We start from the raw sequence: 19,172 nt of genomic DNA, 5'->3' as shown, positions 1-19,172 counted from the left end.
TTTTTAGAATCGGAAAATTAACCAATAATTAGTTGTTGATGCAAAATAACGATGTCTCTTTTGCAGAAATAGTGCAACTTGTTGCGAGTGATTTTTGATATTTGAACAAATTGAGGTGCTTATTTATCGCTCTGTCCTACAGTTGTTTCACGTGAGAATTAAAGTCTGGTTTCTTCTTGATACGAGGCTTTTTATAGTGAAACAATAACTTAAGGAATGAGCAGCTATGCATTTAAACAACAGGACAGTGGCAAAGGGTGTTTTTACACTGAGCACTTTAACGGCCTCTTGCTTGATGGCTTTTAACAGCTATGCAGCCGTTGATTGCACGACACTAAGCCCTTGGGAATCGTCAAAAGTTTATACTGGCGGTAACAAGGTTCAGCACAGTGGTACCGCCTACCAAGCTAACTATTGGACTCAAGGTAACGATCCAGCCAACTTTTCTGGTGATTATGCCCAGTGGAAAGTGTTGGATGTTTGCGCCACTTCCGGTGGTGAGAACCAGCTACCCACCGCGAATCTCTCTTCACCTTCCGCAGCAGATGTGATTGCTGTCGGTGATACCGTAATATTAAGTGCGAACGCAACCGATAGTGACGGCAGCGTTGCTCGAGTCGAGTTTTCTGTCGATGGTGCAATTGTGGGTATAGTCACCACGGCACCTTATAAAGCCACGTGGGTCGCAACCGCTGGTCAGCATGAATTCAGTGTTGTAGCCATCGATGATAAAGGTGATGCCAGCGTGAAAAGTGCAACGACCTTAACGGTGAAAGAGGCACAGCAACCAGGCAATCAGGCTCCAACCGTTGATATTACGCTCTCTGCGGTTTCCGTTGACGTGGGGGCTTTAGTCACCTTAACCGCAAACGCTGCTGATACTGATGGAAGCGTCGATAAAGTTGATTTCTTCGTTGCAGGAACGCTGGTTGGAACGGCTGTTAGTGCTCCGTATACCTTAGAATACACTGCGACAAAAGCGGGTAACTTGGCGGTGTTTGCACGCGCCACTGATAACCTTGGTGCGACGACAGATTCCACGTTAGCGACTTTAACAGTCAGTGGCGCGCCAATAGCTAATAATTGTCGTCCTGATGGTTTATATCAAACCGAAGGTGTGAATGTACCTTATTGCACCGTTTATGATGCGGAAGGTCGTGAGATCATGGGGGCGGATCATCCACGTCGTGTGATCGGTTATTTCACCAGTTGGCGTGCGGGTGATGATCCGCAATCGGCTTACCTTGTAAAAGACATCCCGTGGGAGCAGCTCACGCACATTAACTATGCCTTCGTCAGCATAGGTTCCGATGGCAAAGTGAATGTGGGCGATGTGAACGATCCCAATAATGCGGCAGTGGGCAAAGAGTGGCCAGGGGTTGAGATTGATCCTGCATTAGGCTTTAAAGGTCATTTTGGTGCGTTGGCAACAGCGAAGAAAAAATTTGATGTTAAGACCTTAATTTCTATCGGAGGCTGGGCTGAAACTGGCGGGCACTTTGATACGGCTGGCAACCGTGTCGCCGATGGTGGTTTTTATACGATGACAACCAACGCTGATGGCTCTATCAACCACGCTGGTATTGAAAAATTTGCAACATCGGCTGTTGAAATGATTCGTAAATATCAATTCGATGGTGTCGATATCGACTATGAATATCCAACCTCAATGGCGGGCGCAGGTAATCCAGATGATAAAGCGATTATGGAACCTCGCCGTGCTTATTTATGGGCGTCGTACCAAGAGTTAATGAAGGTACTACGTCAGAAGCTTGATCAAGCATCGGCACAAGATGGACACCATTACATGCTGACGATTGCAGCACCGTCTTCTGGTTATCTATTGCGTGGTATGGAGACGTTTGATGTCACTCAGTATCTTGATTATGTGAACATCATGTCTTATGACTTACACGGCGCATGGAATGATCACGTGGGTCACAACGCGGCTTTGTATGACACTGGTAAAGATTCAGAGTTAGCACAGTGGAACGTATATGGTACGGCTCAATACGGTGGTATTGGTTATCTCAACACTGACTGGGCTTATCATTATTTCCGCGGTTCTATGCCCGCAGGGCGTATCAACATCGGCGTTCCTTACTACACGCGCGGCTGGCAAGGTGTCACGGGTGGAGAGAATGGTTTATGGGGGCGAGCGGCATTACCTAACCAAGCTGAATGTGCTCCGGGCACTGGTGAGGGTGAGAAAAACAACTGTGGCCACGGCGCGGTGGGTATTGACAACATGTGGCACGACACCGATCCGAAAGGAAACGAGATGGGTGCAGGTTCAAACCCAATGTGGCATGCCAAAAACCTAGAGAAGGGAATTTGGGGCTCTTACGCCCAAGCTTATAACCTTGATCCAGTGAATGAGCTTGCCGATCAACTTGTCGGTCTTTACCAACGTCACTACGACAGCGTTGCCGTCGCGCCTTGGCTGTGGAATGCCGATAAAGGGGTGTTCTTATCAACTGAAGATAAAGAGTCTATCAACACCAAAGCCGATTATGTCATCGATAAAGAGATCGGCGGCATCATGTTTTGGGAGTTAGCGGGCGATTATAACTGTTATGTCTTGGACGCTAATGGGCAACGCACTCAAGTGGATTCAACAGAGCAAGCTTGTGCAAGCGGAAATGGCGAATACCACATGGGTAATACCATGACGAAAGCAATTTATGACAAGTTTAAGTCGGCAACGCCTTATGGCAACACGCTTGCAACAGGAACGATTGCCAGTGAAACCGTAGATATCGCGGTCTCCGTTGGTGGATTTAAGGTGGGTGATCAAAACTACCCAATCAATCCGAAAATCAGCTTTACTAACAACACAGGTCAAGAGATCCCAGGTGGTACTGAGTTCCAGTTTGATATCCCCGTATCTGCACCTGATAATGCTAAAGACCAATCTGGTGGTGGTTTGAAGGTGATTGCTTCTGGCCATACTCGCGCCAACAACGTCGGTGGCTTAGACGGTGTCATGCACCGCGTAGCGTTTAGTTTACCTAATTGGAAAGCTCTGCCCGCAGGTGGCGTGTATGAGTTGGATATGGTTTACTATCTGCCTATTTCTGGGCCTGCAAATTACAGCGTAAACATTAATGGTGTCGATTACGCCTTCAAGTTTGAACAACCGGATCTTCCACTTGCTGACCTATCTTCTGGTGGCAGTGACGGTGGAGATACTGGCGGTGGCGATACCGGTGGTACCACGAATCCTAGCAATGTCATTACTTGGGTTCCCGGATCCACACAGGTGAAAACTGGCGATGTTGTGATTTACAACGGGAAATGTTTTATTGCCAAAAACAACCCCGGCGTTTGGGAGTCACCGACTCAGTCAAATTGGTTTTGGGATGCAACAACGTGCCCATAACTAAGCGTGATTAATCGGTATGTTTTGAACTCAGTGTAAAGTAAGAAGCCTTAGCGTGTGCTAAGGCTTCATTTTAATGAGGGATAAATTGAGTGGGCAAAAAAATCTAGGTTTAGAATTGATAACTTTCGGGTACCACAACAATGCCATTTTCTGAAATACGGAAACGCTGGGCATCTTCAACTGGGTTTAAGCCAATTTGAGTATGTGGAGGGATTTTTACATGTTTATCAATAATACATCTCATGAGCTGACACCCTGCGCCGACTTCAACATCATCAAATAAAATGCTATCGACCACTGTTGCACCATCATCAATTCTGACGTTTGAAGAAATAATGGAGTGTTGTACAGAACCTCCAGAGTTAATCACACCGTTTGAAATGATCGAATTAATGAATATACCTTCGTTACCTGTTGCAGAAGAAACCGTGCGCGCAGGTGGGTATTGCGCTTCGTATGTTCGAATGGCCCAGTTTTTTTGGTATAAGTTCATTGGTGGAACGGGTTCGAGTAAATCCATGTTAGCGTTATAAAAAGAATCAAGTGTTCCGACATCACGCCAGTAACAATCTTTAGCGACTCGCCCCCGGTCACCGCAAAACTCATACGCATAAACAGCATGGCTTTCAATCAATTTGGGAATGATGTCATTGCCAAAATCGTGACTCGAGTTTTCCAGCTCAGCATCATTAATCAAAGCACTTTTTAATACTTCCATATCAAAAATGTAGATCCCCATAGAAACTAAGCTGCGATGAGGATTATTGGGCATGGAGGGTGGGTCACTTGGTTTTTCGATGAATGAGGTGATTTTGAAGTCATTATCCACATTCATCACGCCAAAGGCAGAAGCTTGTTCTCTTGGGACATCCATGCAGGCGATAGTCAGTGCAGCATTTTTTTGCTTATGAGCTTCGAGCATAGAGGCATAGTCCATCCGGTAGATATGATCACCAGATAAAACAACGACGTGTTTGGCATCACTGCGTGAAAGTAGCCACATATTGTGATAGATAGCGTCCGCCGTTCCTTCGTACCATTTTCCGCCTTTTCTCATCTGCGGGGGGATCACAGAAATGAATTCGCCGAGTTCTGGATTGAAAATAGACCAGCCATCACGTAAATGTTTTTGTAATGAATGAGATTTATATTGAGTCAGGACCAAAATCTTTCGCAGCCCTGAGTGTAGGCAGTTGGTGAGTGTAAAATCAATGATTCGATATTTTCCACCAAAGGGTACAGCCGGTTTTGCTCTGTCATCGGTTAGCGGAGATAGCCGCGAACCGACGCCACCTGCTAACACAACGGTTAGTGTTTCTTGCATCTTATTTCTCCCTAAATATGTGCAATCTATTTACCATATTAGAGAGTAGTACAAGTTTTAAGCCAAAAGTAAAAATGATAGCGAACAATACGTTACAAACTAAGTTTGCGATAATTGCACGAAAATAAACCCATTTTATTTCTCGATGCACTTAAATGGTGCTAATTGTTAAGCAAATTCTTCCATCTCGACACTGGTCAATACCGAGACAAGATTACGCCCCGAAGCTTTTGACTCATACAATGCAATATCGGCCCGTTTATACACTTCTTCGGGTTTTTCTGTAATGTCAGTGATGCCACCGCTGATCGACACTTCTAAACGATGATTTAAGTGAACGGCTACTCGTAAACGGTGCATGACCAACTCAGCTTCTGCCAGTGGTGTATGAGGCATAATGATGGCAAACTCTTCGCCTCCGATGCGAGCTAAAAAGTCCGTTTCTCTTAGGTGTTCACTTAATTGTGTTGCGACAGAACGAATGATTTTATCGCCTTCTGCATGGCCTAATTTATCATTAATACGTTTAAAATGGTCGATATCAATAATCGCTAAGCACGACTGCACTTGAGCTTGGTAACGTTTTACGCGTAAGCATTCTGAACGCATTTCTTGATCAAATTTCCTGCGGTTCCAAATGTTGGTGAGCGCATCTTTCTCGCTGAGCTCACGCAGGCGATTTTCTAGCTCTTTGCGATGACTAATATCAACAAAGGAGGCCACATAAAACTGAATAATTCCGTCTGAATCACGGATGGTTTGAATACGTAAGATCTCGGTTTGCATTGAGCCATCTTTACGCTTATTAATGACTTCACCTTCCCATAACCCTTCGTCTTGCAGCACTTTCCACATATTCATGTAAAAAGCTTGATTGTGCTTACCGGAGGAAAAAACGGAAGGTTGTTTACCTCTTACCTCGGCTAAGGTGTAGCCGCTGATCCGGGTAAACTCATTGTTTACTTTGATAATGCGGTTATTACGATCGGTAATCACCATAGCGGACATACCATTCATCGCCGCTCTAGCCAGTTTGCTCTCAATACTGTTTTTATCGTGGTTTGCGTTCCAACGAATAAAACCGGCGGCAATCGTCATTACTAATAGCGCGATGCCAACCGCTTGAAAGCCAATTTTTAGCTCTGTGGCAGAAAGCAATTTATTGAGCGCATCACCATTTAATGACTGAATTAGGTAAATTGGCTCCATTTCTGGGAATATGGATTGCAAAGGAACTTGAGTAAAACTATACCAGCAGTTGTTATCCCATACCGTGCCAGAAGCTTGCTCTTGCATACTTTTCCACAGTATAGGGGCGACACTGTTAATATTCAGCATGTGGTATTTCGACGGGTTTTCTTGCTGAGATAAGATCTCATTTTCATGATGAATATACTGACCCTTGAAACTGATGATGTCTGGGCGACTCAGTGAATTTAAACTCTGGTTAAATTTTTTGTACAATTGGGTTAAGTTAAGATTTGCTACAAAATAGCCTTGCCTTTTTCCATCAAAATCTATTGGTGCAATAATCCTAAATACTGCGGTTATCTGGGAAGCAGTACCATAATTTTCTTCTTCTCTTTCACTATCAACACCGAAGATCCCAATTTGGTTTGGGGAAAGGTTTTGCGCATACTGAAAATAGTCTCGGTGCAATTTGTTTTTTAGTTGTGATCTTGGCACTGCTTCTGTTGATCCATTACTCTGATTCACGCGAATTAATTCGTTACCCGCTATATCAAAAAGCCTGAGCCGAGAATAAAGGGTTTGAATACGAGCTGCTAATAACCAAAACGCCTGTACCGCTTCGATATTTTCGGTGGAGGGAAGACGTAACGCGCTGTACAACATGGTGTTGTTTGACAATATTTGAGTGGAATTGTAAACGTCATTAAACGCAGTAAGCAGTTCGTGCTTATTGTATTCGAGTTGAGAATGGCTTTTTTGTTCGATCATTTGCACAGTTTGTTCATGAGCTTTGTCGAATTCTTTGACGAAATAAAGAAAGGGCACAACCCCAAGCACGACACTAACAAATAGCCATTGAGCTAAGTATTTATAGAAAGAGCGAAACATAGCGGCACATATAAGTTATTGAGTGCATAGTATATCGCTGATATATGAGAAGTCGCTTCCAAATATCTGATATCGTGGAGTACATCAAATTTGTGGGGTAATTCTGTTGATACAAAGAGTAAAAAGAAGCGCACAAGTAGCGAAGAAGCATCATGCGCTTAAGCCTGAAGGCCACTTTACGTTTTAGAACTGAAAACGAACATTCATGACGATCTGTGGGCCGTAAACGCCGTTGTTTTTGGTTTCAGCTCCTAACGATAATTGTTCGGTAGAGTGAAAACGTAATCCAGCGCAAAATACCGAGTGTTCATCGTTCTTACCCAGTTTAATATTGGCTTCAATTTGGCTCGATAACCAGATCCGGCTGCCAATATTAAACTCCAACTGGGTTTCGCTTTTGCCACCCTGTTCATCGGTAGGTCTAATGTGGTGAACAAGCATTTGTCCGTAGACATCGGCAAATTGGTTTATTGGACCGTTAAAGCCAATTCCGCCAGCGGCATCCCAATCTCCGTCAAATCTCGAATCGTAACGAGCGACCAGGTGTGTATTATCGGTTAAATAAGTACTAAATTCTGCACCTGAGGATTCAGGGCTGATAGCGGTTCTGACTTCAAAGAAGTTATAATTAAAATTGTTAGCTTGCGCAGAGAAAGAAAGAACGCATGACAAACCGACTAGGCCTAGTGAGTACGCTTTTTTATACATGTACGCTTCGTCCTGAAAAGATGAAAATTAAGCTGAATAAGATACAGCAATGGCCTGCAAATTACAGGCCATTTTCACAAAAAAATCCATCTTATTTTTTGTGTTTTACCATCAAGAGAGCAATAAACAGTAATGATTATAGAACTTGGATCTGATCCACTTCGATTTCAGGTGTCAGTCCTCCTTCATATTCGCCATAAAGGCGAACCTTAGTCTCGGCATTGAGTGGTGCTGTGAAGTGGATATCATCATCCAGTTCTACTTGAATCTCACCGTTGCCATCACTGAATACGAATGTGTCTTTTCTGATTTGACGAATCAACTTTCCTTCAACCACAACATGCTTTTCTGTAAACATATTGGTGTCTTTTAGCAACGATTCCACAGACGTAAGTTCGATAGGACCATTGTAATTGATGGTATTACTGTTTTGGTTATGGTTACCTGCAAAAGCGAAAACAGGAGCAATAATCATCGAAGCTGCTAGGGCTAGTGTTGTACGTTTCATTTTTAATTCCTCTATGGGTTTGTTGTTTTGATGAAGCGATTTAAACACTAAGATGTTGAACACACTCTGAGCGGAACATTAATATTCCATTCATTTTATTGAGTGAGTAGCAGCTGTGACGGTATGATTACCAGCAAACGCCTATCGTAGAGTTAATATGGAATCAACATTAAGGTCATTGATGGTGCAGGGCACCACTTCCGACGCTGGAAAAAGTGTGCTAGTTGCAGGCTTATGCCGAGTGTTAGCACGTCGAGGAATAAAAGTAGCCCCTTTTAAGCCGCAAAACATGGCGCTCAATAGTGCGGTGACGGCCGATGGTGGCGAAATCGGGAGAGCGCAAGCTGTTCAGGCTCAAGCGTGTGGCGTTGAGCCATCGGTACACATGAACCCTGTATTACTCAAGCCAAATTCAGACACGGGTGCGCAGGTTATCCTGCAAGGCAGAGCGCTCTCTAATATGGAAGCAACGGGTTATCACGATTATAAGAAAGTCGCGATGAATACTGTGCTTGATTCCTACGCTCGGTTACAAGCCGAGTATCAAAGTGTCATGATTGAAGGGGCGGGAAGCCCGGCTGAAATCAACCTACGCGAAAACGACATTGCTAACATGGGGTTTGCTGAAGCGGCCGATGTACCTGTGATTATCATTGCCGATATTGATAGAGGCGGTGTATTTGCTCATCTGTATGGCACGTTAGCACTGCTTTCTGAATCGGAACAGCTGCGTGTAAAAGGGTTTGTGATTAACCGCTTTCGAGGTGATATCGCGTTACTGCAATCTGGCCTTGATTGGTTAGAAGCAAAAACGGGTAAACCCGTCATTGGTGTGCTGCCTTATTTACATGGCTTTGATTTAGAAGCTGAAGATGCGATCACTCAAGCGCAAACCCTCAGCAGCAACAGTAAATTGAATATTGTGGTGCCAGTATTAACTCGCATTAGTAACCATACTGATTTTGATGCGTTGCGTTTAAATCCTGATGTTGACTTACGTTATGTGGGAAAGGGTGAACGGATCGAAAATGCGGATCTGATTCTGCTTCCGGGCAGTAAATCTGTAAGGGACGATCTTGCGTATCTTCGCTCGCAAGGTTGGGATCAGGATATCAAACGTCACTTGCGTTTCGGAGGCAAAGTGATGGGCATTTGTGGTGGTTACCAAATGTTAGGTCGGGTAATTCGCGATCAACTCGGCGTTGAAGGTGAAGCGGGCGAAAGTGAAGGACTGGGGTTGTTGAACGTCAGTACAGAACTCACCGCTGAAAAAACGCTCAGGAATGTTCAAGGCGAGCTTATTTTACCGCAAGGTAAAGCGAAGGTCTCAGGCTACGAGATCCACGTTGGACGCACAACGCTCGATGATGCATCATCCTCAGCAATCATCACGTTAGACAATGGCAACCGTGACGGTTTATTAAGTGATTGCCAGCAAGTGTTGGGGACTTACATGCACGGAATTTTTGATAGTTTTCCTGCAACTGAGCTTATCTGTCGCTGGGCTGGTGCCGCTGATATAAGTTATTACGATCATGTGGCGCAAAAAGAACAAGCCATTAACCGCATTGCGGATGCGATTGAAGAGCATTTGAACTTGGCCTTATTATGGCCAGAATTAACGGAGCGTTAACATGAGAAAAATACTGCTCTCTATCGTCGCCATGCTGTGCTGTACGGCGGTTTATGCACAAGAGAAAATCACTGTTTATGCAGCGTCATCCATGACAAATGCGGTTAATGAATTGATTGCGGCTTACCAGCCGAAACAACCGTTAGATATTGTGCCCGTTTATGCGGGTTCATCCGCGCTTGCTCGTCAAATTGAGCAAGGTGCACCAGCGGATATTTTTATTTCAGCCAATGATAACTGGGTTACTCACTTGCTTAACAAGAACATTGTGACGAGCGATAAGGTCACATTGTTGGCTGGAAATCAGCTGGTGCTTATCGCCCATCAATCGTCGAAACTCAATTCGCTGGTGGTAAATGATGTTGCGGCATGGCTTGACGCCTTAAACGGTTCACGTTTAGCGATAGGTAACACAATGGCGGTGCCTGTGGGAATGTATGCCAAAGAGGCACTAGAAAAGTTAAAAGTGTGGTCGTCGCTCGCCCCTATGCTGGCTCAAACCAATAACGTACGTTTAGCGCTTGCGCTAGTGGAACGTCAAGAAGCCGCACTTGGTATTGTATATAAGACGGATGCATTGATGAGCAATAAGGTCAAAGTGGTACACGAATTTGATTCAAGCCTACACAGCGCCATCCATTATCCTTTAGTGCAGCTAACTGAGCGTGATACGGTGAATCAATTCATGCTTTTTTTACGCAGCGATCAAGCAAAAAGTATCTTACAGAACTACGGTTTTAGCGTGATAACAGGAACGGATTCCTTTGCTTTCTGAATATGAATGGGTTGCACTGCAACTGAGCTTAAAAGTCGCGATTTATACCGTGCTTTGGCTTTTACCGCTGGGAATGTTTTTTGCGTGGCTACTCGCCAGAAAGCAGTTTTGGGGTAAAAGTATATTGGATAGCCTAGTGCATTTGCCGCTCGTATTACCGCCAGTGGTTGTGGGGTATCTTCTGTTGATCACCATGGGTAAACAAGGCGTAATTGGGCAGTGGCTTGATAATATGTTTGGCTTGCGTTTCAGCTTCAGTTGGCGTGGAGCCGTGTTGGCGTGTGTCATCATCGCACTGCCCTTGATGGTTCGTGCGATTCGTTTAAGCCTTGAAAGCGTCGATCCTAAGTTAGAGCAAGCAGCTCGAACCTTAGGCGCTTCACCACTCAAAGTTTTTTTGACCATTACATTACCCTTAACGATACCCGGGCTGATCACTGGCGCGATGCTCTCTTTTGCTCGCAGCCTAGGTGAGTTTGGAGCCACCATTAGCTTTGTGTCCAATATTCCCGGTGAAACACAAACGCTTCCTCTTGCGATGTATAACTTTTTAGAAACACCAGGAGCCGAAATGGAAGCGATGCGTTTGTGTATTATCTCCATCGCGATTGCATTGGCTTCGTTATTCATTTCTGAAGTGATTAGCCGCCGAATGACTCGGCGCTTAGGGACTCAATGATGAGTGGGTTAAAGATTCAATTTGAAAAACAGTTAGGTGATATCAAGCTTAATGCGGATTTGGTTTTACCAAGCCGTGGTATTTGTGCGGTTTTCGGGCGTTCAGGGTCGGGGAAAACCTCCTTCATCAATATTATCAGTGGATTGGTGAAGCCTGAACTTGGTGAAATCGAGATCAATGGCCGCATCCTATTTAGTCAACAAAAAAAGATTAACTTGCCTGTTGAAAAGCGCAATGTTGGTTACGTTTTTCAAGATGCTCGACTGTTTCCACATTACACCGTTCATGGCAATTTAAACTACGGTGTCAAAAAAAAGGATGCCGACCACTTCGCCGCTATCGTAAAATTATTGGCTTTAGCGCCATTACTTACACGTTATCCGCATGATTTATCGGGTGGGGAGAAACAGCGAGTAGCGATTGGCCGAGCCTTACTATCCAAGCCAGATATTTTATTGATGGATGAGCCGTTGGCATCGCTCGATATGCCGCGCAAACGTGAAGTGATGCCTTTTTTGGAAGAGCTGGCTCATAGCGTACATATTCCAATTCTCTATGTGACGCACAGCATGAATGAAATTTTGCGTCTGGCTAATCATTTAGTTGTGTTAGAACAGGGCGCTGTGCTGATAAGCGGTGAGCTAGAGCAAGTGTGGTCTTCAAATTATATGCGTCCTTGGCAATCATTTGCCGACCAAAGTAGTCTGTTTTCTGCCCACATCTGCCAGCACAACAAAGATTATGCGCTCACACAGGTCTCGCTTGCAGATGATGTCAAACTTTGGGTGCAATATGTGGAAGGCGAGGTAGGCTCTGCACTGCGATTACAGATCCGTGCAAATGATGTTTCGGTGGCGCTTGATAAGCCAAACCGGACGTCAATTCGTAATATTCTGCCTGCGCAGATTTGTCAGATTGAAAAGCAGCCTCAAGGTACTGATAAACAGAGTGTGGGGATAAAACTTAAGTTAGGCGAAGGGTGTTACCTGTGGGCTACGGTAACCAAATGGGCGGCCGATGAGCTACAACTGGATGTTGGTGATTCGCTGTATGTGCAAATTAAAGGCGTGAGCGTGTCGCAGCGTGATATCGTCTTAACGCATTAATATTTTTCATTATTAATGTATTGATTCAATAACCTAAGCCTCTCTTATCCCGAGTTCAGGTTCAATAGAAAAAGCCGTCATATAAAATTGACGGCTTTATGCTCAATGATGTGCGTTTTATTTTGCAAACACGTCTTTAAAATCGCGTTTTAGAATTGGGTCGCGGCGTGCTTTTTTGATCTGTTTAACCATATCTTTCACACAGTTATGCAGCACTTGATCAAGAAGCTCTGCTCGGTACTCTTCTTTATCTTGGTCTGTCATCTCTTTCGGTAAATTCAATGTTGGAAACTCCTCCATGACATTGACACCAGCAAAAGCTTGGCTGACAGAGATCAACGCATGAAACTGTTCAAAATTATCCAACACATTTTGCGCACTGGCTGGTAGAGAGTTCCAAGACTCGCGTACCGCTTCTTCAGAGACTTCATGTATAGACACGACCATGTAGTACATCTCTTGTGGCACTTGATCAAATTCAATTACTTGGCGCAATTCTGGCGAGATGGCGTCTAAGTCCACTACAGGTTGTTCGGTTTGCTTTACTTCAGACATGAAGATATCTCTTTAGGGGAAAAGCTACATGCTAAAAATTTATAGCGAAAAGTCAATATTGTGCGCAAAATTAAACAAAGAAAGTGAATAAATCTATGTTATACGTAAGCATATGATTGAAATTTAAAGGGGTTACAGATGGTAAGTTCGGGCTCTTCTATGAGGATCTTACTGGTCGATGACGTACAACTGGATCGAATGCAACTCACCATTCGTCTTAAACAGCTCGGTCATCACGTGGAGGCGGTTGCCAGTGGACAAGCGGCATTGGATAGCTATTGCCAATTTGATCCAGAACTGATTCTGATGGATATTTCGATGCCCGGCATGAATGGTTTTGAATTGTCGAAAAAAATACGTCAGCAATACCATGAATGGGTGCCTATTATCTTTTTAAGTGGGCATGATGAACCGTCGATGATCGCGCAAGCGATAGAGGCAGGCGGTGATGATTACTTAACCAAGCCAGTCGATAAACTGGTACTCAACTCCAAATTATTAGCCATGCAGCGTATTGCAAGTATGCGTCGAGAGCTTAAACGCGCAACGGTTAAACTTGAAGAGCTAAATGGTGTTTTGCAGCAGCAAGCAAATGAAGATGGCTTAACGCAAGTCTTTAATCGTCGATTTATAGATGACAAGCTTAAAGAGATGATCAGTTGGCATGGGCGGCACAAATTTCCAATGAGCCTCATTTTAATCGATGTGGACTATTTCAAACGATTTAACGATAACTACGGCCATATAGAAGGAGATAACTGCTTGATTACCATTGCGCAAACGGTGAATCAGTTATTTGTGCGTACTGGTGAGTATGTAGGGCGATATGGCGGTGAAGAGTTTTTAGTGCTGCTGGGCAATGCCAATTATGAACAAGCACTGATTGCCGCTGAGCGAATCCAACAATCAATGATTAAAGCACATTATCCTCATCAATACAGCGAAATTGCCGATCATGTCACCTTATCTCAAGGTGTCATCTCGTTAACGCCGAATGGCACTGAGTCTATCGCTAATATTTACAATCTGGCCGACGAAGCCTTGTACCAAGCAAAGCATCAAGGTAGAAATTGCTTTATTTCTTACGATGTTACCAATGCAGCATTAAGCTAATACACACACTGCACTCGCTCTTTTTTGTTAGCACATAAGCAATATGGTCTACACTAGTACTAACGCTTTGGATTAGAAGTCAGGATGCATATATCAACTTTTTTGGCTTATGGGTGCACTTTATGGACGGATTGCAGTATTTTTCACCAGATAGGGTGGCGGACATGGTGGGTGAAGAGAATGTGAATGAGATGCTGTGCGGCTATCGAACAAGCCTATTGGAAGCTTTGAATAAACTTAGCAATGCGTTTTGTGGCAACCAAGTTGAGGTGATTCATCACATTTCACACACCATGAAATCTTCATCTCGGTTTGTTGGAGCGGATGTATTAGCATTTGAATTCCAGAAACTTGAAGCCGCAACTGATAATCTAACCAATGTTACTCAAGACACCGAGTTTTCAATCAGTTCGATCAATGATCAAAGTAAGTTGTTGTTGGACGAAATCAACCAATATATGAATAAATAAAACAATGAAGCTAAGTGAGAATCAAATGGAAAAAGTACATTTGAAGGTCATGTGCATAGATGATGATGTTTTTATGCTTAAAGCCATTGCTCGTTTGATCAGGCGTATTCGTCCAGAATGGGAAATTATACTCGTTTCAGAGCCACTAAATTGGTTGTCAGAATGGAATAAGTATAATTGCCAACCACCAGCCATTATCATTTCAGATTTACTCATGCCGCATAAATGTGGCGATGAGCTGTTAGAAGAGGTAAAGCAGACTTACCCGCAAGTAGTGAGAGCTCTTTTAACTGGTAATACGCAGGAGAATTTGCCTCAAAAAGCGCATGCGTATTCCCACTTCGTTCTGCCTAAGCCATTCACACAAGAGGATTTTGAACGCTTATTTGAATGTACCGAACGTCTTTATCAAATGCCGTTTAACAATGAGTGCCGAACTAAACTCGGAAGTTTGAAAGATCTTCCGGTATTACCCAATTCGATACACCGTTTACAACAAACTATTGCCTCTCCTACTTGTGATCTTCAATCAATCGCAGACACCATTAGCCATGAGCCTGTATTAGTCGCACGAGTGTTTCAAATTGCCAATTCTTCTTACTTGGGTTTTCGTCGAACCACAGATTCATTATCGGAAGCTGTTGGACGTTTAGGCGCGACTTTAGTGGAGAGTATCGCCATATCGTTATTGAGCCATCACGCTAACAGCTTAGTTTCAAAAAAGGCCCACCAAGATATTTCAGAACAGGCGCTGAGGGTGAGCTATATATCCCGTTTACTGGCTAAAAACTTGGGGTACTCCTTACAAGATAAAGATCGGGTGTTTGTCTCAAGCTTGCTTACCGCAATCGGAAAATTGATTTTGATGGAGGAAGGCGCTGATATCCATAATGTTGATTCTTTCTTAGAGCTTCAACAAGAATATGCTGATTACTACATAGTAACGGCATACATGCTGATGATATGGGGATACGGTTCAGAGATTGGAGAGATCGTTCTTAATCAAAGTAAGAGTGATTTTTTTTCAGATGACAAATCTGTTGTACTTGGCAGTATTGTGGGGCTTGCAAATCGTATAGAAGCATGTAAGGAAAATGAGAGCTACCAAACACTGATTGACGGTGTACCGAGTTCCATTGCAAGCGTATTAGTTGAGCTAAAACCCATATTTATTGAGTAATTATATAATTACTTTTTTTGGTTAGAGGGAGCGAGCATGGCAATTAAAATTACAATAGCAGACGATTCAAAGATGTCGAGAAAAGCGGTAATGAGGGCGATTCCTGAAGAGTGGGATGTAGAAATCAGCGAAGCCCAAAATGGCAAAGAAGCCCTAGTCAATTACCAAAATGGGTGCGCTGAAGTGATGTTTTTAGATTTGACCATGCCAGAAATGGATGGCTTCCAAGTCCTAGAATATCTGCACAGCGTTGATGCTAAAAGCATTGTCATTGTCATTAGTGCCGATATTCAACCTTTTGCTCAGCAGCGCGTAAGAGAACTCGGTGCAGTCACCTTTTTGCAAAAACCACTTGACCCAGCACAGCTAAAACAAACATTGCACGAGGTAGGACTATTATGACAATGGCACTTTCAGAAGACCATAAAGACGCCCTGCAAGAATTTATGAATATCTCAATGGGCAGAGCAGCAAATAAACTGGCTACCTTGCTTAATTTGCACGTCACTATATCTGTACCCAGTATTGGAGTGGCAACGGATGAGGATTTAGCGCAACTGCAATCTTATGAAACCGATTATTACTACACTCGGCAGTCTTTTTTTGGTGGCATGGATGGTGAGTTAGTGACCTTAATGAGCAGAAAAGGCTGTGAACAGATAGTGAGCGATCTAAAGCAATCAACAGGTGATGCTCAAGATGTCGTGAGCCTAGAGGAGAGTATTTTAGATATCTCGAATATTTTATCTGGTGCAAGTCTAAAGGGTCTATGTCAGCAAATAGACATAAAAACTAAAATTCAGTCTCCAGTGCTGTTTTATCCGTCAACACAGCCGCTTCCCATTTCTCAGTGGAAGCTATCTTTAATTATGGAAATCTCTTTTTTAGTCGAAAAAGCGTCATTCTCTGCTAAAACCATCATCTGTTTTGCAGACAACGAATTGGACAAGGTACTCATTCACCTCGATGAGTTGATGTAGGAGTTTGGAATGGGAAAAAGCCGCTTACTGCTTTCTGATCTGCTGGATCAACTCTCTTTTGCGTTGTGCATAGTACGGCAGGATTACATTATCGTGAAAGCTAATGACTATTTCCAATCCCGAGTCATTTTTGATGGTGATGTGATGCAAGGAAAGAACATACTTGAACTATTTCCTCATTCCGCAGACTACCTTAAACGAAAAATTGATACGGCATTGGTGATTGAAACTTCAAGCTTTAGTAGTTGGGAGCAGAAGCCTCACCTATTGCCCTTTAAAAGTTCCCGCCCTGTATCGGGTGAAGAAGAACAGATGTATCAAGATTTGGAGATCATCCCTATTCATAGTGAAGATGGGACTATCGAGCATGTCTGTATATGTGTCTATGACGTAACAATTCAAGCTAGTCAGCAGCAGGAACTTAAGCGCATTTCGCATCAATTAGAGCAAGAACATCAAGCGCAAAAAGTATTGATTAAAAAACTCGAAGATGCACAAGGACAACTACTGCAATCAGAGAAAATGGCCTCTATTGGGCAGCTTTCAGCAGGCATCGCCCATGAGATCAATAATCCAGTGGGGTTTATCACATCCAATATTCAAACACTGAGTGACTATTTTCAAACGCTAGCCGCCGTTTTAGAAGGGATAAAACAGCAGGTTTCACAAGCAAATGATACCGCTCTAGCGGCAAAGTGTGAGTCATTACTACAAGAGAAACAGATTGATTTTATTTTAGAAGATACGGCAGATTTGATTTCAGAATCACTAGAAGGTTCATCTCGAGTAATGGCCATTGTGAAAAATTTGAAAGAGTTTTCACACGTTGATGGTTCTGAATGGAGCTATGCAAATTTGGAAAACTGTATCGAATCAACGCTGAAAATCATCAATAACGAAATCAAATACAACATTACTTTAGAGAAGATATATCAAGAAAACGTGCCTGACGTGTATTGCCAGCCAATGCAGATTAACCAAGTTCTTCTTAATATTCTTGTCAATGCAAGTCAGGCGATTGTCGGAGAAGGCACCATCACCATCTCATTAGCTAAGTTAAATGAGAAACAGGTTGAAATTCGCATTAAAGATACGGGAAGCGGTATTCCTGATGCGATTAAAGATCGCATCTTTGAACCCTTCTTTACCACCAAAGCGGTTGGGTCCGGCACAGGATTAGGTTTATCAGTTTCGTACGGGATCATCAATGGTCATAAAGGCACCATTGCAGTTCATAGCGAAGTGAATAAAGGTACTGAATTCATCATTACGTTGCCGATAGACGCAATCGAATTGGCTACACTAGCAATAGAGTGAAAATTATCGTTATTTGATTAGGGAGTATGCATGTGAGTAAAACCCAGCAACAGGAAGAGAATAGACGCTTTCAAGAAGAACACAGCTTGGACTCAACATTTCACTACGTCGTACTTTCTTTGCTAGGAGTTATGTTTTCAAATCAATCACAAGAAGACAAGTTAGATCAGTTTATTACTCATGTTCAGCCTTTATTCCCTAATACACATATCGTGCTATTTTCTTACAATTCTGAGCAGAGGCTCAAGATACTGCGTTCTAGTTTTCCAATCACCGATACAATTAAGTTAAGCACATACCCGGTCTTAGCCGATACGGAGTTTAGTTACTTCCCTGATTTAGCCAATGAGGCGGGGAAATTCTCAGATTATCACAATGACTTTCCTACTTGGAAAAGTGGCGTTACCTTTTCCGTCTCCTCACTGACGCGGCGCTATAGCCTGTTTCTTGCGCGAACAACGCTGAATGCTTTTGACTTAAGTGAATTAGAAAAAATCCAAGAAGGCATGTTACTGGTCGAGATGGCCTTAAAATTACTGTCGTCTATGCGGGAGAGTAGTAGTGATCTTCAACGAAATGAGCAAGATGTAAAAAGGGTTTCTTTAGGTAAATTGGCCGCCGGTGTTGCGCATGAAATCAATAATCCACTCGGTTTTGTGATGAGTAATTTCAACACGTTAAGTTCCTATCTTGCCCAAGTGAAGGCACACCCAGAGATCCAGCAGATCAACGACCGTCAGTTGGCAGAAATACTTGATGATAGCGAGTCTATCATTGTGGAAAGTTTAGAGGGGCTTTCGCGTATTAAGAACATTGTAGCGAGCTTGAATGTGTATTATCACGAGTCCAAATTATCAGTTGGAATGGTCGATTTAAGAGACGTGGTTAGCTCTGCAACTAATATGGTGTTGGGTGAAATGAAGCTGAATGCACGCTTAAATTATGAACCTCCTCAAATACCATTTTATGTTCTAGGGCAAACCCATAAGCTCCAACAAGTACTGATTAATTTGTTAGTCAATGCGTTACAGTCATTCTCTCATACTGATGGTGAAGTCACTGTCGCCTTGTATATGGAAAACAGCTTATTAATCGAGAATAAATCTAGTGTCTGTCTATCGGTATGCGATAACGGTAAAGGCATTTGTCCGGAAGATTTAGTGTACGTTTTTGATCCTTTTTTTACCACCAAGCGTATCGGTGATGGCGCAGGACTTGGATTATCTGTTGCGAAAGAAATCATAGAAGAGCACCTCGGAAAAATTGAAATTCAGTCGACGATAGGTCAAGGAACCTGCGTCTATATTCGTTTACCGCTTTATGTTGCACCTCATCATTCGATGAAAGGATTGGGGTAATT

17 protein-coding genes are annotated in these 19,172 nt (G+C 43.2%); 12 read left to right on the top strand and 5 right to left on the bottom strand.

All coding sequences use genetic code 11. The features are described 5' to 3' along the window. Nucleotides 1-226: 226 nt before the first annotated feature. A complete protein-coding gene (locus AACV12_RS09810; protein WP_170900259.1) occupies nucleotides 227-3,382 on the top strand; it encodes a chitinase C-terminal domain-containing protein in 3,156 nt (1,051 codons plus the stop codon). 112 nt (nucleotides 3,383-3,494) lie between these two features. On the opposite strand, the gene glgC is transcribed toward AACV12_RS09810, so the two are convergent. From glgC to AACV12_RS09790, 4 genes are all read right to left on the bottom strand, one after another. Continuing rightward, nucleotides 3,495-4,709, bottom strand: a complete 1,215-nt coding sequence (gene glgC, locus AACV12_RS09805) for a glucose-1-phosphate adenylyltransferase (protein WP_013867890.1) — start codon at nucleotides 4,707-4,709, stop codon at nucleotides 3,495-3,497. A 168-nt stretch (nucleotides 4,710-4,877) separates the two neighbouring features. Then, nucleotides 4,878-6,788, bottom strand: a complete 1,911-nt coding sequence (locus AACV12_RS09800) for a sensor domain-containing diguanylate cyclase (protein WP_170900258.1) — start codon at nucleotides 6,786-6,788, stop codon at nucleotides 4,878-4,880. A 183-nt stretch (nucleotides 6,789-6,971) separates the two neighbouring features. Beyond that, the gene (locus AACV12_RS09795; protein WP_017046411.1) at nucleotides 6,972-7,496 is read right to left on the bottom strand and encodes a hypothetical protein; all 525 of its coding nucleotides are present in this window, start codon (nucleotides 7,494-7,496) and stop codon (nucleotides 6,972-6,974) included. Nucleotides 7,497-7,632: 136 nt separating this feature from the next. Further along, nucleotides 7,633-8,004 carry a YgiW/YdeI family stress tolerance OB fold protein gene (locus AACV12_RS09790; protein ID WP_026029118.1) on the bottom strand — a complete coding sequence of 124 codons (372 nt, stop codon included), beginning with the start codon at nucleotides 8,002-8,004 and terminating at the stop codon, nucleotides 7,633-7,635. Between the two features lie 157 nt (nucleotides 8,005-8,161). On the opposite strand from AACV12_RS09790, the gene AACV12_RS09785 reads away from it, so the two are divergent. From AACV12_RS09785 to modC, 4 genes are read left to right on the top strand one after another with little or no spacing between them, the layout of a single operon-like run. Further along, entirely contained in the window at nucleotides 8,162-9,637 is a 1,476-nt protein-coding gene (locus tag AACV12_RS09785; protein ID WP_170900257.1) for a cobyric acid synthase, read from the top strand. Nucleotide 9,638: 1 nt separating this feature from the next. Then, the gene (modA, locus tag AACV12_RS09780; RefSeq protein ID WP_094125361.1) at nucleotides 9,639-10,412 is read left to right on the top strand and encodes a molybdate ABC transporter substrate-binding protein; all 774 of its coding nucleotides are present in this window, start codon (nucleotides 9,639-9,641) and stop codon (nucleotides 10,410-10,412) included. Next, entirely contained in the window at nucleotides 10,402-11,091 is a 690-nt protein-coding gene (modB, locus tag AACV12_RS09775) for a molybdate ABC transporter permease subunit (RefSeq protein WP_017046414.1), read from the top strand. The genes modA and modB overlap by 11 nt, the downstream gene beginning before the upstream one ends. Beyond that, nucleotides 11,091-12,197: a molybdenum ABC transporter ATP-binding protein ModC gene (modC, locus tag AACV12_RS09770; RefSeq protein WP_170900346.1), complete on the top strand. Its 1,107-nt coding sequence runs from the start codon at nucleotides 11,091-11,093 to the stop codon at nucleotides 12,195-12,197. The genes modB and modC overlap by 1 nt, the downstream gene beginning before the upstream one ends. A gap of 117 nt (nucleotides 12,198-12,314) precedes the next feature. Here modC and AACV12_RS09765 read toward each other — a convergent pair whose 3' ends face one another. After that, on the bottom strand, nucleotides 12,315-12,752 hold the full coding sequence (locus tag AACV12_RS09765) for a DUF3069 domain-containing protein (RefSeq protein WP_017046416.1): 438 nt from the start codon (nucleotides 12,750-12,752) through the stop codon (nucleotides 12,315-12,317). A gap of 138 nt (nucleotides 12,753-12,890) precedes the next feature. On the opposite strand from AACV12_RS09765, the gene AACV12_RS09760 reads away from it, so the two are divergent. The 7 genes from AACV12_RS09760 (at nucleotide 12,891) to AACV12_RS09730 (ending at nucleotide 19,170) form a co-directional block, all read left to right on the top strand. Next, nucleotides 12,891-13,865 carry a diguanylate cyclase domain-containing protein gene (locus tag AACV12_RS09760; RefSeq protein ID WP_170900256.1) on the top strand — a complete coding sequence of 325 codons (975 nt, stop codon included), beginning with the start codon at nucleotides 12,891-12,893 and terminating at the stop codon, nucleotides 13,863-13,865. Between the two features lie 164 nt (nucleotides 13,866-14,029). Beyond that, nucleotides 14,030-14,335, top strand: coding sequence for an Hpt domain-containing protein (locus tag AACV12_RS09755; protein ID WP_017048759.1), 306 nt, complete (start codon nucleotides 14,030-14,032; stop codon nucleotides 14,333-14,335). Between the two features lie 4 nt (nucleotides 14,336-14,339). Then, entirely contained in the window at nucleotides 14,340-15,515 is a 1,176-nt protein-coding gene (locus tag AACV12_RS09750; RefSeq protein WP_170900255.1) for an HDOD domain-containing protein, read from the top strand. Nucleotides 15,516-15,551: 36 nt separating this feature from the next. Beyond that, the gene (locus tag AACV12_RS09745; RefSeq protein ID WP_013867878.1) at nucleotides 15,552-15,917 is read left to right on the top strand and encodes a response regulator; all 366 of its coding nucleotides are present in this window, start codon (nucleotides 15,552-15,554) and stop codon (nucleotides 15,915-15,917) included. Continuing rightward, entirely contained in the window at nucleotides 15,914-16,495 is a 582-nt protein-coding gene (locus AACV12_RS09740; RefSeq protein WP_013867877.1) for a chemotaxis protein CheC, read from the top strand. The genes AACV12_RS09745 and AACV12_RS09740 overlap by 4 nt, the downstream gene beginning before the upstream one ends. Before the next feature lie 9 nt (nucleotides 16,496-16,504). Continuing rightward, entirely contained in the window at nucleotides 16,505-17,812 is a 1,308-nt protein-coding gene (locus AACV12_RS09735) for a sensor histidine kinase (protein WP_017047214.1), read from the top strand. A 26-nt stretch (nucleotides 17,813-17,838) separates the two neighbouring features. Further along, entirely contained in the window at nucleotides 17,839-19,170 is a 1,332-nt protein-coding gene (locus AACV12_RS09730) for a sensor histidine kinase (protein ID WP_170900254.1), read from the top strand. Nucleotides 19,171-19,172 lie beyond the last annotated feature (2 nt).

Origin of the sequence: Vibrio sp. 2-2(8) (genome assembly GCF_963888495.1) — a bacterium.
In the GTDB taxonomy this organism is placed as follows: Bacteria; Pseudomonadota; Gammaproteobacteria; order Enterobacterales; family Vibrionaceae; genus Vibrio; species Vibrio anguillarum.
Note: the sequence above shows the minus strand (reverse complement) of the source record. Positions and strands in the feature narration are given on the sequence as shown.